The sequence below is a fragment of the Mesorhizobium sp. M1050 genome (assembly GCF_040318715.1).
Lineage (GTDB): Bacteria > Pseudomonadota > Alphaproteobacteria > Rhizobiales > Rhizobiaceae > Mesorhizobium.
Genome location: NZ_JAMYMV010000020.1, coordinates 1 through 16,328, shown reverse-complemented (window position 1 = coordinate 16,328; position 16,328 = coordinate 1). Strand labels below are relative to the sequence as shown.

14 protein-coding genes and 3 pseudogenes are annotated in these 16,328 nt (G+C 59.5%); 16 read left to right on the top strand and 1 reads right to left on the bottom strand.

All coding sequences use genetic code 11. The features are described from left to right. Positions 1-33 precede the first annotated feature (33 nt). Both NKH57_RS13755 and NKH57_RS13750 read left to right on the top strand, forming a co-directional pair. Positions 34-1,362, top strand: coding sequence for a dicarboxylate/amino acid:cation symporter (locus NKH57_RS13755; RefSeq protein ID WP_352944802.1), 1,329 nt, complete (start codon positions 34-36; stop codon positions 1,360-1,362). Between the two features lie 304 nt (positions 1,363-1,666). After that, entirely contained in the window at positions 1,667-2,698 is a 1,032-nt protein-coding gene (locus NKH57_RS13750; protein WP_352944800.1) for a LacI family DNA-binding transcriptional regulator, read from the top strand. 467 nt (positions 2,699-3,165) lie between these two features. On the opposite strand, the gene NKH57_RS13745 is transcribed toward NKH57_RS13750, so the two are convergent. Continuing rightward, positions 3,166-4,191: a LysR family transcriptional regulator gene (locus tag NKH57_RS13745; protein WP_352944798.1), complete on the bottom strand. Its 1,026-nt coding sequence runs from the start codon at positions 4,189-4,191 to the stop codon at positions 3,166-3,168. 237 nt (positions 4,192-4,428) lie between these two features. On the opposite strand from NKH57_RS13745, the gene NKH57_RS13740 reads away from it, so the two are divergent. From NKH57_RS13740 to NKH57_RS13675, 14 genes and pseudogenes are all read left to right on the top strand, one after another. After that, on the top strand, positions 4,429-5,025 hold the full coding sequence (locus NKH57_RS13740) for a NodA family N-acyltransferase (protein ID WP_352732130.1): 597 nt from the start codon (positions 4,429-4,431) through the stop codon (positions 5,023-5,025). Then, the gene (gene nodB, locus NKH57_RS13735; protein WP_352944796.1) at positions 5,022-5,681 is read left to right on the top strand and encodes a chitooligosaccharide deacetylase NodB; all 660 of its coding nucleotides are present in this window, start codon (positions 5,022-5,024) and stop codon (positions 5,679-5,681) included. Before NKH57_RS13740 ends, nodB begins: the two co-directional genes overlap by 4 nt. Before the next feature lie 14 nt (positions 5,682-5,695). Then, positions 5,696-7,054 carry a chitooligosaccharide synthase NodC gene (nodC, locus tag NKH57_RS13730; protein WP_352944794.1) on the top strand — a complete coding sequence of 453 codons (1,359 nt, stop codon included), beginning with the start codon at positions 5,696-5,698 and terminating at the stop codon, positions 7,052-7,054. Positions 7,055-7,089: 35 nt separating this feature from the next. Then, positions 7,090-7,698: a nodulation methyltransferase NodS gene (gene nodS, locus NKH57_RS13725; RefSeq protein WP_023770905.1), complete on the top strand. Its 609-nt coding sequence runs from the start codon at positions 7,090-7,092 to the stop codon at positions 7,696-7,698. 35 nt (positions 7,699-7,733) lie between these two features. Then, positions 7,734-7,979 (top strand): annotated as a pseudogene (locus NKH57_RS13720) (carbamoyltransferase N-terminal domain-containing protein); the annotation flags it as partial. Between the two features lie 43 nt (positions 7,980-8,022). Continuing rightward, complete coding sequence (nodI, locus tag NKH57_RS13715; RefSeq protein WP_023736276.1) at positions 8,023-8,934, top strand: nodulation factor ABC transporter ATP-binding protein NodI; 912 nt, start codon at positions 8,023-8,025, stop codon at positions 8,932-8,934. Between the two features lie 3 nt (positions 8,935-8,937). Next, on the top strand, positions 8,938-9,726 hold the full coding sequence (locus tag NKH57_RS13710) for an ABC transporter permease (protein WP_352944789.1): 789 nt from the start codon (positions 8,938-8,940) through the stop codon (positions 9,724-9,726). A gap of 66 nt (positions 9,727-9,792) precedes the next feature. Then, complete coding sequence (locus NKH57_RS13705; protein ID WP_352944787.1) at positions 9,793-10,743, top strand: LysR family transcriptional regulator; 951 nt, start codon at positions 9,793-9,795, stop codon at positions 10,741-10,743. Between the two features lie 30 nt (positions 10,744-10,773). After that, positions 10,774-11,037, top strand: a pseudogene (locus NKH57_RS13700) (hypothetical protein); the annotation flags it as partial. An 802-nt stretch (positions 11,038-11,839) separates the two neighbouring features. Then, positions 11,840-11,965 (top strand): hypothetical protein, encoded by a 126-nt coding sequence (locus NKH57_RS13695; RefSeq protein WP_352944785.1) that lies wholly within the window; start codon positions 11,840-11,842, stop codon positions 11,963-11,965. Between the two features lie 407 nt (positions 11,966-12,372). Then, positions 12,373-12,534, top strand: a complete 162-nt coding sequence (locus tag NKH57_RS13690; RefSeq protein WP_352734104.1) for a hypothetical protein — start codon at positions 12,373-12,375, stop codon at positions 12,532-12,534. Positions 12,535-12,566: 32 nt separating this feature from the next. Further along, positions 12,567-12,766: pseudogene (locus NKH57_RS13685) on the top strand (HlyD family type I secretion periplasmic adaptor subunit); the annotation flags it as partial. Between the two features lie 577 nt (positions 12,767-13,343). Next, positions 13,344-14,135, top strand: a complete 792-nt coding sequence (locus tag NKH57_RS13680) for a calcium-binding protein (RefSeq protein WP_352944782.1) — start codon at positions 13,344-13,346, stop codon at positions 14,133-14,135. Between the two features lie 403 nt (positions 14,136-14,538). Then, positions 14,539-16,299 carry a type I secretion system permease/ATPase gene (locus tag NKH57_RS13675; RefSeq protein ID WP_352944780.1) on the top strand — a complete coding sequence of 587 codons (1,761 nt, stop codon included), beginning with the start codon at positions 14,539-14,541 and terminating at the stop codon, positions 16,297-16,299. Positions 16,300-16,328 lie beyond the last annotated feature (29 nt).

Genomic DNA, 16,328 nt, shown 5'->3' with positions numbered 1-16,328 from the left:
CGCCACCTCGATCCGGTCAGGGAGAGAGAACCAGTGTCAGCTGCACAAGTCCGCGGCGCGAGTCCCGCGCCCCGCAAACCCTTCTACACCAAGCTCTACGCCCAGGTGCTTGCCGCCATCGCGCTCGGCGTCGCAATTGGCTATTTTTATCCGGAGACCGGCGAGAGCCTGAAGCCGCTGGGTGATGCCTTCATCAAGCTGGTCAAGATGATCATCGCGCCTGTCATCTTCCTGACAATTGCCACCGGCATTGCCGGCATGAACGATCTTCATAAGGTCGGCCGGGTCGCTGGTAAAGCAATGGTCTATTTCCTCACCTTCTCGACGCTCGCGCTGATCGTCGGCCTCATCGTCGCCAATGTCGTCCAGCCTGGCGCCGGCCTCAACATTGATCCGGCCTCGCTCGATGTCCAGGCCGTGAATACCTATGCCGCAAAAGCCAGCGAGCAGTCGGTCACCGGCTTTCTGATGAACATCATCCCGCCAACGATCGTCGGTGCCTTCGCGGAAGGCGACATCCTGCAGGTGCTGTTCTTCTCGGTTCTGTTCGGCATGGCGCTTGCGATGGCCGGAGAGCCGGGCAAGCCTGTCGTTTGCTTCCTTCAGGCGCTCATCGCGCCTGTCTTCAAGCTCGTTGGAATTCTGATGAAGGCCGCGCCGATCGGCGCTTTTGGCGCAATGGCCTTCACCATCGGCAGATATGGCATCGGTTCGGTGGTCAACCTCGCGATGCTGGTCGCGACGTTCTATTTCACCGCCTTCCTCTTCGTGTTCGGGGTTCTCGGCGCGGTCTGTCGCTACAACGGCTTCTCGATCTGTTCTCTCATTCGCTACATCAAGGAAGAGCTGCTGCTTGTCCTCGCAACGTCCTCCTCGGAGGCGGCGCTCCCTTCGCTGATGCAGAAAATGGAGAAGGCGGGCGCCAGGCGTTCGGTTGTGGGTCTCGTCATCCCGGCCGGATACTCATTCAATCTGGACGGCACGAATATCTACATGACGCTGGCGGCCCTCTTCATCGCGCAGGCGACGAACACGGATCTGTCCATCGGCGATCAGGTGCTGCTGCTGCTCGTAGCAATGCTTTCCTCCAAGGGCGCTGCAGGTGTCACAGGCGCGGGCTTCATCACCCTGGCGGCTACGCTCGCCGTAGTTCCGAGTGTTCCCGTTGCTGGGATGGCACTGATACTCGGCATCGACCGCTTCATGTCCGAATGCCGGGCGCTGACGAATTGCGTCGGCAACGCAGTGGCATCCCTCGTCGTCGCCCGCTGGGAAGGAGAATTGGACCGAGCACAGATGAAAGCCGCCTTCTGCAGTCATCAGCTTGCCGAGGCATCAAACCGGCTACCCTCCTCCCAATAAGGTGGGCGGCCCACGACCTGTTAAGTCGCCTAGCTGGTCACATGAACTGAACGACCGACCCGCAGCCTCTAAACGGCTCCTCACGGACCATGTAGCCGAAGCGCTAAATGTGTGAGTGCAAACCGTCACCGCCCTTTAAGCGAATGAGCCTTTCAGTATACCCGGCCGGTTTACGTCTGGAATGATGTTCGTCCAACACGCTGTTGGCCATTCGTATGGGACGTTTTCACTTTGCCACCCGAAACCGAAACGCGTTAGGCGACAGAGAGCCGGCCCGCGTCAAAAACCGATCAGAATAGGACCTATGACCAAGCGCCCCACAATCGCCGATCTCGCCCGCGAAGCCCGAGTCAGCGTAGCAACGATCGATCGGGTTCTGAACGCCCGCCATCCGGTGCGCGAGGAGACCGCGCGGCGGGTCCACGACGCCGCCCACGCGATCGGCTATCATGCTGCCGGGCTAATCAAGCAGCGCTTGCGGCGAGACCTACCGCACTACCGTCTGGGCTTCATCTTGAGAAAACCGGCCCAGCATTTCTACCAAGACTTTGCGCGCGAGGTCGAAGCATCGGTCAATTTGTCCCAGTCCTTCCACGGCATTCCGCTCGTCGAATTCGCCCCGTCACATATGCCGAGCGACCTGATCGCGCGGCTCAAGGATTTGGGCGCACGCTGCCATGCGATCGCGATGGTGGCACCGGACCACCCGAAAATTACAGCAGCGGTTGAGGACCTCAAGGCCAAAGGCATTCCGGTTTTCTCGCTGCTTTCCGACTTCGCCGCCGGCGTGCGACAGGGGTATATCGGCCTTAACAACCGCAAGGTGGGGCGCACGGCCGCTTGGATGGTGTCCAAGGTTGCAAAACGGCCCGGCAAAGTGGCGGTTTTTGTCGGCAGCCATCGTTTCCAGGGGCACGAGCTCCGTGACGTCGGCTTTCGCTCCTATTGCCGTGAGAACGCGCCCACGTTCGAGGTGCTGGATCCAGTCATGAACCTCGAGAAACGGCAGATCACCTACGAGGCAACGCTTGATCTCATGCAGCGAGAGCCCGAGCTCGTCGGCTTCTATGTCGCCGGCGGCGGCATGGAGGGCGCCATCTCCGCGCTCCGAGAAGAGGGCAAAAGTCGCGATCTCGTCGCGATCGTGAATGAAATCACGCCGGAGTCTCGGGCGGCGCTCGCAGATAATATCGTCACGATGGCGGTCGCCACGCCAATGCGCCGACTTTGCCAGGAGCTGATAACGCTGATGACGCGGGCTATCGAGACCGGCACCGCTGAAACACCCGGACAGACATTTCTCCCGTTCGACATCCATCTGCCGGAAAATATATGAAACTCATGGACTCTATCGTAAGTCGGGGAGTTGAATGATGATCCCATCCCGCGGGGTGGCCGCACCCACGGGCCTCAGCCGGGCAGGATGAAGCGCCGATTAGATGAACGGATCGGCCACGCGTTCAGGCAGAAGCGCGGGGTCAATTGCCTGGGTCCGCAGCGTCAAGCTCCACCGGCTTCATTGCCAAGTGCCCGACTTTCTCGGTGCAGGGCACTGTCGTCAACGCCAGTAGCGAGGCTGGCACAGATTGGATCGGCGCCATCTCCTCGCCTGGCCGCGCGTGAAAAGCCGCGGCAAGGCCTGCGACGTTGGCATTTAAGTGGGGCTGAGCATCTTCTGGGACTCCGCAAGCAAAATCGGAGGCGGCAGTCATTCAGTAGCAACCCCGGGCGTGTGTTCTGCTCGTTCCTGGCCCTCGTACTTGACAAGCAACTGCGCCGCTCTGCTGGTCAAAGGCCCGGTGTTTAAGTGGGGCTTAACATCTTCCGGGACTTCGCACGCGAAATCGCGGTGGCAGTCGGTACCAACAACCGCAAGGTCGGATCGGCGTGCCCGACACTCTCAATGATTTCAGGCAAAGGCGCCAGGCAAGATGCCTCCTGCAACATCATTTCCCGCATCCACATGCTTGCCGGATCAGTATTGTGAAGCTCAGGCCATTGGACGGCCTCCGTGAATGCGGGAGGAGGAAGTGGCGGCGGAAGTTCGACAATCCGGAGGGGTGTTGTTTTTGCGAAATGCTGCGCCAGCCGTAAGGGCATGGTCCCGATGCGGTTGGTGCCTGACAGGACGGGCGCGATCAGGCTAAAGCCCTGTACGACGACCTCGACGCGTCTCTCGAAACCGTGCTCGAGCAAATACCATTCCTCCATGGTGGGCTGCCGGGTGTGCCTGAATTTGAGCACGACATGCCCCATGGACAAGTATCGGTCGAATGTAAGTGGCTCTGACAGCTGCTTGTTCGTGCCGCAGCCTACGCATACGAGCATATCGTCGAACAGGGCTGCGCGAGGATGTTTCGACATGAACACTTCCGGCATAATCAGAAAATCAAGGTCGCCGCGCCGGAGAAGCTCCTCGGGGTCGTCGCAAATAGGCAGACATTCAAAGCGAACGGCGGGAGCTTCCCGCGCAGCACGCTCTACGATCTTCTTAAAAAATACGAGCGTGATGTAATCGGAAAGCATCATTCGGAAGAGACGATCCGATTGGGCCGGGTTGAAAGCGTCGGAGGAAATAATCGACAGCTGGATGTGCAGCAATGCCTCCCGGACTGCTGGGGCGAGCCCGTCGGCGCGCGGTGTCAAAAGGAGCTCGCGGCCGTTCATCGTAAATAGCTCATCGTTGAAATAGGCGCGTAACCGACCGACGGCGGCGCTCATGGCCGGCTGGCTCAGGTTAATACTGCGAGCCGCGGCAGTGACTTTACGCTCCCTCATCAGAGCGTCCAGCACAACGAGGAGATTTAGATCGAGTCCCTTGAAACGCATGTCATGTTATCCAACGTGTGGATGCGTATCATTCAAACAATCAATTTTACGAATTTACGAGCCATGCATTAGAGGAACGTTAAGGAGCGACGTCAAGCTCAAATCGACGACACGGGCCGGAACTTCGAGAAAGCGTCTGGCTCGCCTTCGCCAACGACAACGGTTGAATGCAGCCAACGACGCCGCTTTGGTCGGGTAATGCGGCCCGCAAAAAACTAATATGAAGAGAGGTCCTGAATGCGCCATCAGGTGCAGTGGAAGTTGTGCTGGGAAAACGAGTTGCAGCTCTCCGATCACGTTAAGCTCGCCGAGTTCTTTCGTGATACGTACGGGCCGACTGGGGCGTCCAACGCAGAACCGTTCGAAGGTAGTCGAAGCTGGGCCGGAGCCAGGCCTGAACTCCGCGTAATCGCCTATGATCCAAGCGGCGGTGTAGCGGCTCACATGGGCGTACTGCGCCGTTTCATCAAGGTTGACGCGGTCGACCTGTTGGTGGCTGAGCTGGGCCTGTACGGGGTACGTCCGGACCTTGAGGGTCTCGGAATCGCCCATTCAATCCATGTCATGCTTCCAATACTGCAGGAGCTTGGCGTTCCATTCGCTTTCGGAACGGTCCGGGACGCGCTGCGGAATCATGTTGAGAGGTTCGGGCGGCGATACAGCCCTTTGGCCGTTTTGTCGGGAATTCGCGTGCGCTCCACCCGACCAGAGGCGCGCCTCGACCTGCCGCCCACACGCATCGATGACGCACTCACCATTGTTCTGCCAGTTGGACGGCCGATCAGCGAATGGCCCACGGGCACGATGATCGATCGGAACGGACCAGAGCTATGAGCCGTCCCGATTGCTTCTACGAAGTGCGCCGTGAGTGCTCTGACGGCACCGGCCGTCGCAGCGTTTATCTGACGTTTGACGACGGTCCCAATCCACTTTTCACACCGGAGATTCTCGACGTTCTGGCAGAGCAGCGGGTGCCGGCGACTTTCTTCGTCATCGGCGCCTACGCCTTAGAGCACCCAGATCTAATCCAACGGATGATCGCAGAAGGGCACGAGGTAGGCAACCACACGATGTCTCATCCGGATCTGTACCAATGCGGCTTCGGCGAAGTGCAACGTGAGGTCTTTGAAGCGAACGACGCCATCATGAGAGCGTGCCCGCAGGCCTCGGTGCGCTATGTTCGCGCGCCCTACGGCGCCTGGAGCGAAGAAGTCTGCACAGCATCACAGATCGCCGGGCTGGCGGCCCTTCATTGGTCCGTCGACCCTCGAGATTGGTCTCGCCCTGGAGTCGACGCGATTATTAATTCAGTGCTCGCCTCTGTCCGGCCGGGCGCAATTGTACTCTTGCACGACGGATGCCCTCCCGGCGAGTTGAGCCGGGGCGCTCACGCCGGTCTGCGCGACCAGACGGTCACGGCGCTGTCCCGGCTGATTCCAGCATTGCGTGAGCGCGGATTTGTAATCCGCTCACTTCCTCAACATCACTGAACAAACGAGATCCCATGACTCTTCTTGGAACAACCAGCACTGTGGCCATATCGCTTTATGCGCTGCTCTCGACTGCTTATAAGAGCATGCAGGGGATTTATGCTCTGCCGACAAACGACTCATCGGCGTTAGAGGTTCTCGTCGGCTCCGATCAACTGCCCAGCGTGGATGTCATCGTCCCCTGCTTCAACGAGGATCCGCGCACGCTTTCAGAGTGCCTGGCTTCCATTGCCGACCAAGAATACGCCGGAAGACTTCGGGTCTATGTGGTTGATGACGGTTCTGGAAATCGCGAAGCCTTAGGAACTGTCCACGAAGCCTACGCGCGCGACCCTAGGTTCGACATCATTTTGCTTCCCGAGAATGTTGGAAAGCGCAAGGCGCAGATCGCCGCGATACGCCGCTCATCAGGGGATCTGGTGCTTAACGTTGATTCAGACACGTTACTCGCGTCCGACGTCATTGCCAAGCTTGTACCGAAAATGCGAGATTCAGCGGTCGGCGCAGTCATGGGTCAGTTGACGGCCAGTAACCGGACCGAGAGCTGGCTGACCAGGCTGATAGACATGGAGTACTGGCTGGCTTGCAACGAGGAGCGCGCGGCGCAGGCTCGCTTCGGTGCCGTTATGTGCTGTTGCGGCCCATGTGCCATGTACCGCCGGTCTGCGCTCCTTTTGTTACTGGACCAGTACGAGTCGCAGTTTTTTCGGGGCAAGCCAAGCGACTTCGGTGAGGATCGCCATCTTACTATCCTGATGCTGAAAGCAGGCTTTCGAACCGAGTACGTTCCGAGCGCCATCGCGGCCACAGTCGTCCCGAACAGACTCGGACCGTATCTGCGCCAACAACTCCGTTGGGCACGAAGCACATTCCGGGACACGCTGCTTGGGCTGCGCTTGCTGCCCAGCCTAAATAGCTATCTCACGTTGGACGTGGTCGGACAGAATCTCGGCGCGCTACTCCTCGCCGTATCGGTAGTAACGGGCCTCGCACATTTCGCACTGACAGGCTCTGTGCCTTGGTGGACAGGACTGATGATTGTGTCCATGACCATGCTCCGATGCAGCGTGGTAGCATTTCGTGCCCGACAGTTTCGATTTCTGGGCTTTTCGCTGCACACGTTCATCAACATCTTTCTCTTGCTTCCGTTGAAAGCCTACGCGCTGTGTACATTGAGCAATAGCGATTGGCTGTCGCGAGGCTCTGCTGTCGCTACATCGAACACTGGGCGAAAACAGGCCGCCACCCAAACTCCGATCACTGGTTCCAGCAGGGCAGAATTCTCGCCGCATGCGGCTCCGCTTCGCAGGCTCAATCTTGCGCGGGATTCTTCGGAATTAGTGCTGTCGGGCAACATTTGCGGCGACGAGTGATCGCTAATTACCTAGTGGACGAGAGGTGCACGAGTTTGACCCAGAACGTGAATCATCAGTTGCTTGATCGGGAATTGGCCGCAGACGATCCGTGGCTTCTCGACGGCAATCCGTTCGAGCGGAAGCGCCACACGCAAATGCTCCAGCTGGCGCTTGCCCAAGGCTCCATTTCAAATGCCCTCGAAGTCGGGTGCGCTGCCGGCGCATTCACGGAAAAACTAGCCCCCTACTGCCAAGGGCTCACCGTCATCGATGTCGTGGCGCAAGCGATTGCTCGAGCACGTCAACGGATAAACGAGCCGTCGCGCATCAACTGGATAGTCTCCGATGTTCAACAGTTTTCGACCGACGAGTTGTTTGACCTGATCGTTGTGGCGGAGGTCCTCTACTATCTCGAAGACATAGCCGAGATGCGCGCGGCCGTCAAAAACCTGGTGCGGGTGCTTGCGCCAGGCGGGCATCTGATCTTCGGATCAGCAAGGGATGCTAATTGCCGTCGCTGGGGTCACGCCGCTGGTGCTGAGCCGGTCATCGCCATGCTGAACGAAACGTTGATCGAGGTAGAGCGTCTTGAGTGTCGGGGCGAGTCGGTCAACGAAGACTGCTTGCTCGTCCGTTTCCGGAACCCGCTTTCCGCTTCCTGATGAATCGAATCTATCGCCGTTAACGTGGAGACACTATGCGCATCTGTGGTACCAAGCTGACCCATGATGGGGCGATCCCCCTGGTCGAGGATGGACGGCTCGTCTTCTGCGTTGACCAGGAAAAGCGGCACAACGATCCGCGTTACCAAGCCATCGATGATCTCGACGCAATTGTCGCCGCTTTACCGGAACAGGGGCTAAATCCTTGTGATGTCGATCAGTTCGTTATCGACGGCTGGGATGGCGAAGACGAGTCACAGTTTCAGGTCCGGCAGGCAACCAAGCAACCGCCAGTCTTGGCGTCCCTCTCGGTAAAATGAACCCATGTCCATGGTAGCGATCGATCTTACTGACGTAAGCAAAACTTATGACAAGCTCGTTGTCGACAGGCTGTCGTTCCGCGTTGCGGCGGGGGAATGCTTCGGGCTCTTGGGACCGAACGGCGCGGGCAAAAGCACGATTGCGCGTATGGTCCTCGGCATGACATCGCCCGATGCGGGGAAGATTACTGTGCTCGGCGTTCCAGTGCCGGCGCGCGCGCGTTTGGCACGTATGCGCATCGGCGTGGTCCCGCAGTTCGACAATCTTGATACCGCGTTCACTGTACGCGAGAACCTGTTGGTGTTCGGGCGCTACTTCCGGATGAGCAGACGCCAGATCGATGCGGTCATACCATCGCTGCTTGAGTTCGCCCGCCTCGAGAACAAAGCGGATGCGCGCGTCGCCGAACTGTCCGGCGGCATGAAGCGGCGCCTGACGCTCGCGCGTGCGCTGATCAATGACCCGCACTTGCTGGTGATGGACGAGCCGACCACCGGCCTCGATCCGCAGGCCCGCCACCTGATCTGGGAACGGCTGCGATCGCTGCTGGCGCGGGGCAAGACTATTCTTTTGACTACCCATTTCATGGAAGAGGCCGAGCGGCTGTGCGATCGGCTGTGCGTTATGGAGGAGGGGCGCAAGATCGCCGAAGGCCGCCCGTCCGCACTCATTGACGAGCAGATCGGCTGTGACGTGGTCGAGGTCTACGGCGGCAATCCGCATGAACTGGGTGCGCTGATCCGGCCGTACGCACAGCGCATCGAGGTGAGCGGTGAGACGCTTTTTTGCTATGCACCCGATCCGGAGCAGGTGCTGGCGCAGCTACGCGGGCGCGCGGGTCTACGCCTTCTGCAGCGTCCCCCCAATCTCGAGGATGTGTTTTTGCGGCTAACCGGGCGCGAGATGGAGGACTGAACAATGGGCGAACGTTATGCGGCGGGCATGCCCGCCAATGCGTGGAATTGGGTCGCGGTTTGGCGCCGCAACTATCTTGGATGGAAGAAAATCGGGCTTGCATCGGTGCTCGGCAACCTCGCCGATCCGATGATCTATCTGTTCGGTCTCGGCTTTGGAATCGGAACAATGATAGGTCCTGTTGAGGGCACTTCGTACATTGCGTTTCTCGCGGCTGGCATGGTTGCCACAAGCGCGATGGCATCGGCGACCGCTGAAACGGTTTACGGGAGTTTCGGCCGCATGGGCGACCAGCGCACCTGGGAAGGAATGCTATGCACTCAGCTGACGCTCGGCGATATCTTACTCGGCGAATTGGCGTGGGCAGCCACCAAGGCCCTGATGGCGGGCACAGCAATCACTATTGTTGCCACCACGCTCGGCTACGCATCGTGGCCATCCATCCTCTGCTTGCTGCCAGTCATCGCTCTCAGTGGCCTCGCCTTCGCAAGTCTAGCGATGGTCGTCACGGCGCTTGCGCCCAGTTATGAGTATTTCATATTTTATAATACGCTTGTTGTAACACCCATGCTCTTCCTTTGCGGCGCGATGTTTCCGGTCAACCAATTGCCCGGCGCTTTTCAGGACGTCGCCTCCTTGTTGCCGCTCGCACATGCAATTGACCTCATTCGTCCGGCGATGCTTGGCCGTCCGGCCGGCAGCATGGGCCTGCATATCGGCGCGCTTTGCATATACACGGTTTTGCCGTTCTTCCTATCGGTTGCTCTATTTCGTCGTCGGCTGATGCGTTGACGCTCTCACCATTCGTGAAATTGATTGTTTGGGCGATACCCATCCATGCGTCGGATAGGTCAATGCATGCGTTTTAAGGGACTCGATCTAAATCTCCTCGTTGTGCTGGACGCTTTGATCAGGGAGCGTAAAGTCACGGCCGCAGCCCGCAGTATTAACCTGAGTCAGCCGGCCATGAGCGCCGCCGTCGGTCGGTTACGCGCCTATTTCAGCGATGAGCTATTTACGATGAACGGCCGCGAACTCATTTTGACACCGCGCGCGGAGGGGCTCGCCACAGCAGTCCGGGAGGCATTGCTGCACATCCAGCTGTCGATTATTTCCTGGGACGCCTTTAACCCGGTCGGATCGGATCGTCGCTTCCGCATCATCCTTTCCGATTACCTCACACTCGTATTTTTTAAGAAAATCGTAAAGCGTGCTGCGCGGGAAGCTCCCGCCGTCCGCTTCGAATGTCTGCCTATTTCCGACCACCCCGAGGAGCTTCTCCGGCGCGGCGACGTTGATTTTCTGATTATGCCGGAAGTGTTCATGTCGAAACATCCTCGCGCAGCCCTGTTCGAAGATATGCTCGTATGCGTAGGCTGCGGCACGAACAAGCAGCTGTCAGAGCCACTTACATTCGACCGATACTTGTCGATGGGGCAGGTTGTGCTTAAATTCGGGGACACCCGGCAGCCCTCCATCGAGGAATGGTATTTGCTCGAGAACGGTTTCGAGAGACGTATCGAAGTCGTCGTACACGGCTTTAGCATGATCCCGCCCCTTCTATCAGGCACCAGCCGCATCGGGACCATGCCGTTACGGCTGGCGCAGCATTTCGCAAAATTAACACCCCTGCGGATTGTCGAACTTCCGCCGCCACTTCCTGCCGCATTCACGGAGGCCGTCCAATGGCCTGCGCTTCACAATAATGATCCGGCAAGCCTATGGATGCGGGAAATGATGTTGCAGGAGGCATCTCGTATGATTACTCTGCCTAAGAGCACCGGGCGTCTCACTTGTCGGCCGAATTGAGAAACTGACCTCTCGGTTATGAGAGGAGGCATGGATGGCGATTGGGATTGGGCGATTCCTGCATTGTCGAGAACGATGCAGGGAGAGCAGATCCTTCAGCCTGAAGAGGTGGCAGCGATGCTGCGGCGGCATGAGGTTGGCTGGGGAACCGACGGGCGAAGGAATTCGGGTGCGCGCGCAACACGGTGCCTCGGTATCTAAGCGAGGGCGGGACTGTTCCGTTTCGCAAGCCTGTGCGGCCGACGGCGTTTGACGGACTGGACGATTGGCTGCGGGAGCGCTTCTTCCCCCATGGCTCGGGCCGGATGACGATCTCGACCCGCTCCAGATGCGCCGGGAACGCCTTGCGCGGTCGCGCAGCACGTCGCGGCTCGCCTGTCGGTCTTGCGGTCTTGCGACCTCGAGCTCGGACTCAATCGCGCCGAGCCCGGTCTGGATTTCGAAGGCGAAGGCCTGCTGGGCACGTTCGAGCTTCTCGGAGCTGCGACCGAAGCGGCGCGCTCCAGCTGCTTGACGATCTCTGAAGGTCGGCGATCCTCTCCTGGGCACGCTCGTTGAGTGTCGCCATCCGGACGATCTCGGCCTTGAGTGTTTCGCTCCGGAGTTGTTGCAGTTCGGCCTTCTCCGCCGCCATGGCGACGAATATCGCCTTGAGCGGAACGATTTCGTGGGCACGGGCCGAAGCGCTTCTCGTCATGACGCCGACAGAAGCTTATTTTGCACCGCCAGAGGCCCGCCTTTTGCGCCTGACTCACTTCGCCACGGCCTATCCGGCGGACGTCGGACGCCGTCTCCGTTCGGCTCAAACGCGCCAGTCCATGCCTTCGACGAGCGCCATCAGTTGGGCGCGGCAAGCCGGATCACGCCGTTCTCCACCCGCGGCCAGCGGAACTTGTCCTCGTCCAGCGCTTACGGTGCGGGTATGCCGGCGTCGAGCAAACAGAGAGAAGTTTGGGGCGGAACTATTAGGACGGCCCCGTTACGAAGTGTTGTCCTGGTCCGGTTTGAGTGTCGAATCTTCAGATCGATTGCTTGGGCGACCAGATTCCCGGCCGCCAGCGAGCCCGCAACTGCTCAGCAGAAGGGCGAACTGAACGTGAGTGCATCTTTCTATGCGGTGCGCCTCGACAACGACAACAGCGCGCATGAGTTCGCCCACCTGGGCGGTGTGGTCACCGTGGCCGACCTAGGCCTGACCGCGTCGGACTTCACCTTCGTTTGATCCAGAAAACCCATACGGTACATCGGCCCGCCCCCCGGCCGGGGCGCCCGGGAGCAGTCAGCGTGTACAGTGACGAGGCCCTGCGCGTCGCGCTGGTCGTACACCGAAATCCCCCTGAAGGTGTGGAGGCGGAAGCCTGTCCGGGCCCTTGCGGTCGGCCACGATGACGTTGCCCTTCCAAACCTTCAGCCGGACGGTGTTGTTGTTGACCCGCTCCATTAGTGCCAAACCAAACACATTCGGCGGGAGCACTGATCCTCAATCAGCGAGCGGATGCAGTCGGTCGCCGTTCGGGGAGCAATATAGGGAGCTGGATCGCCAGCCTCCGGAACTTACGTGAGTAACCATTCCTTGAAGGATTCAGCTTTGAGACCTTTCCCTCTGACTTCCGCCATTTGGGCATTGTGTTGATCAGCGGCGTGGTCAACGTGCTTGCCCTGATCTCGCCGCTGTTCATGCTTCAGGTCTATGACCGCGTTCTGGCAAGTGGCAGCGTATCGACGCTGGTGGGGCTCGTCGTGCTTGCTGCGGGGCTTTATGCGTTCCAATGGCGTCAACGCCATCGATAACGTGGGAGAGCGCGCTGACATGGAGGATCCCGGTGTCCGGCATTCATCAGAACAATGACGTTTCCAGCTCCATTCGCCGCCACCTGGTGGCGGGCCTTCTGGCGAGCGTGATCTCTTTGTGGGAGGAGCCGGAGCCTGGGCGGCCTTCACGAATCTCTCCGGTGCGGTTGTCGCGTCCGGACACTTTGTCGTCGATTCCTATGTCAAGAAGGTGCAGCACCCGACCGGCGGGCAGTGCTGGCGAGATACTCGGCGACACAGCCCCATGCCTGTTCTTCCGAGGCCGGCTTGACGGTGAGCGAATGCGTAACGCAGCTGTGAGGACCCGCCAGTTGTCGTTTCAGCTGGGCTTCGGTCAACTTCGACAGCCTGTCGGCGAAAGGCGCCATCACGAGGCCATTGGCGGCAAATTGCCCTCCCCTTGTTGCGCGGTAGCAGCATGCGTGTCGGGGATGGAACCGTCTCCGGCCCCCATTCATCGCTGAGGCCGCGCCGTACCCGCCGCCACCGGAACTTGTCCACGTCCAGCGCGCTTACGGTGCGGGTATGCCGGCGTCGAGCAAACAGAGAGAGGTTTGGGCCCAACCAGGGCGGCCGGTTACCAAGTTTTCCTCGTCCGTTTGAGTGTGAATGTTCGGGTCGATCGTCTGGGCGCGTCCCCGCCGCCTGCGAGCCTCAGCGGAAGGGCGACGTGAACGTGAGTGCATCCATTTCGTAGATGTATGCCTATCCAAGCAATCGATTTCTCCAATTGCCCGATGACGAATATGAACGCGTCAGGCAGGGTGCATCATTAGGAGTATTTTTCGATGGCAAACATTATCGAGGGTGGCCCGGGTGCCGAAACACTCATCGGCACCGAGCGTGAAGATTGGATAGAGAGTTTCCAGGGCGGTGACTGGATTGACGGTCGTGGCGGCAACGACGAGATCTCGGGTGGCCCGGGCAGTGACCGAGCCATTGGCGGCGAGGGTAACGACCGCATCTTCGGCGGAGATGGCTGGGACGATCTCTCCGGCGACAACGGCCGCTTCAACGCGCGCATCTCCGGTGAGGACAATGACAGGCTCAGCGGCGGTCCCGGCCAGGATGTCCTCTACGTGGGTGACGGCCAGGACACGTTGACCGGGGGCACCGACAATGACACGTTCGTGTTCCAGTTCCACAATCCGGTGCCTGGGGTTGTCGGGTCGAAGTCGGACATTACCACTATCACCGATTTCAACCCGGCGGAGGACAAGTTCGCCTTCGATGCGGTGGGCCTCTACAATGACGGTTTTGGCGCGAACTTCGTCAACAACGCCAGCATACAGTCCGGCTACCCGGTGAGCAGCTTCTACAGTGGTGCGGCCTCAGGTGCGAACGGCGAACACGTCGTGGTAATCACTGGCGAATCTTTCAACTCTGCTTCTGAAGCCGCGAGTGCGATCTCCGGCGAGCACGCCGGCGACATCATTGTCTACCAAAGCAGCTACACCGACAGAGTCGCAACTCTGGCCTATGTCACCGCCGACAACAGCGCGCATGAGTTCGCCCACCTGGGCGGTGTGGTCGCCGTGGCCGACCTAGGCCTGACCGCGTCGGACTTCACCTTCGTTTGATCCAGAAAACCCATACGGAACAGCGCCTCGCCCCGCCCCCCTTGGGCGGGCGCTTTCCCGTTTCCGCTACTTGCCATGGGCCGGGGCGCCCGGGAGCAGTCGCAGCGTGGATAGCTTGACGAAGCCCTGCGCGTCGCGCTGGTCGTGCACCGAAATCTCCTGAAGGTGTGGAGGCGGAAGCCTGTTCGGGTCCTGCGGCCGACCACGATGAATCCCTTCCAAACCTTCAGCCGGACGGTGTTGTTGACCCGCTCCATTAAATGCCGGGACCAAACATATTCGGCGGGAGCACTGATCCTGAACCAGCGAGCGGATGCAGTCGGTCGCCGGTCGGGGAGCAAAATGGGGCTGAGTCGCCAGCCTCCGGAACTTACGTGAGTAACCATTCCTTGAAGGATTCAGCTTGAGACCTTTCCCTCTGACTTCCGCCATTTGGGGCATTGTGTTGATCAGCGGCGTGGTCAACGTGCTTGCGCTGATCTCGCCGCTGTTCATGCTTCAGGTCTATGACCGCGTTCTGGCAAGTGGCAGCGTATCGACGCTGGTGGGGCTCGTCGTGCTTGCTGCGGGGCTTTATGCGTTCCAATGCCTGCTCGACATTTTGCGCGCCCGCGTGCTGCTGCGGATTGGCGAGCGTTTCGATGAACAGTTTTCCGGACGCGTTCACGATGCGATCGTTCGCCTTCCGCTTTCAACGCGCATGCCGGGCGACGGCTTGCAGCCGCTTCGCGATCTCGACAATGTTCGCGGCTTCTTAGGTGGAAACGGTCCGACAGCGTTCTTCGATCTGCCATGGATGCTGCTTTATCTTGGCATTTGCTTCCTCCTTCATTTCTGGATCGGCATGACGGCACTTGTCGGGGCGGTCGGTCTCACATCTCTGACACTTCTTGCCAACACTCTCTCGCAACGGCCGATACGCGATACCACTGCCCACAACATGGCACGCAATGGTCTACTGCAAGCAGCGCGTTGCAATGCCGAGGTCGTGCAAGCTCTCGGTCTTGGAAAGCGGATCGCTGCCCGATGGCACAAGGCCAATGCCAAGTATCTGGCCGCCAACCGGAAAGCCGGGGACGTGGCAGGCGGGCTCGGTGCCATTTCAAAATCGCTGCGCGTGCTGCTGCAATCGGCCATTCTTGCCGTCGGCGCGTACCTTGTCATCAGACAGGAGGCTACGGCCGGGGTTATGATTGCCAGTTCGATAATGATGGGGCGTGCGCTGGCTCCGGTCGATCTGGCCATTTCAAGCTGGAAATCCTTCCTCATGGCGCGGCAGGGTTGGGCGCGGCTGGAGGACCTCTTGGAAAAGCTCCCTGAATCCGCTCCTGTTATGCCAATGCCCGCACCTGAACGCGAACTGCGCCTCGAAGGCGTGACAATCGTTCCGCCCGGCGAAAGGAAGCCGACCGTGACCGGCCTTGCATTTGCCATTCAGGCGGGAAGCGCACTCGGGATCATCGGTCCATCGGGCTCGGGCAAGTCGACACTCTCGCGCGCCATCGTCGGCGCATGGGCGCCGGTCGCCGGAAAAGTTCGCATCGACAGCGCAAGCCTCGATCAATGGGACCGGGAAGCACTAGGCCGTCATATCGGCTATCTGCCGCAAGGTGTTGAACTGTTCGACGGCACCATTGCCGAAAACATCGCTCGTTTTGAAGATAATCCTGACCCTGAGGCTATTGTCGCCGCGGCGAAAACAGCGGGCACGCACGAACTGATCCTCCGATTTGAGCACGGCTACGAAACTCCGATCAGTGAGGCCGGATCGGCACTTTCCGCCGGGCAGCGCCAGCGTATCGGTCTTGCCCGTGCTCTTTATCGAGACCCTTTCCTTGTTGTGCTGGATGAACCCAATGCCAATCTCGATGCGGAAGGCGAGGCTGCGGTCGTTAAGGCGATCGCCTCCGTGCGCGAGCGCAAGGGCATTGCGGTTGTCGTCGCCCATCGGCCGAGCGCCATCCGCGCCGTGGATTTGGTGTTGGTGATGGAAGGTGGACGGCAGCGAGCATTCGGTGCGCGTGATGAAGCGCTTTCCAAAGTCCTGAAGGGGACAGCGATGGCACGAGGCGCTGGCGTCAAGGCCATCGAATCTACACAGGATAAGTTGGGAGAGCGCGCTGACATGGAGGATCCCGGTGTCCGGCATTCATCAGAACAATGACGTTTCCAGCTCCATTCGCCGCCACCTGG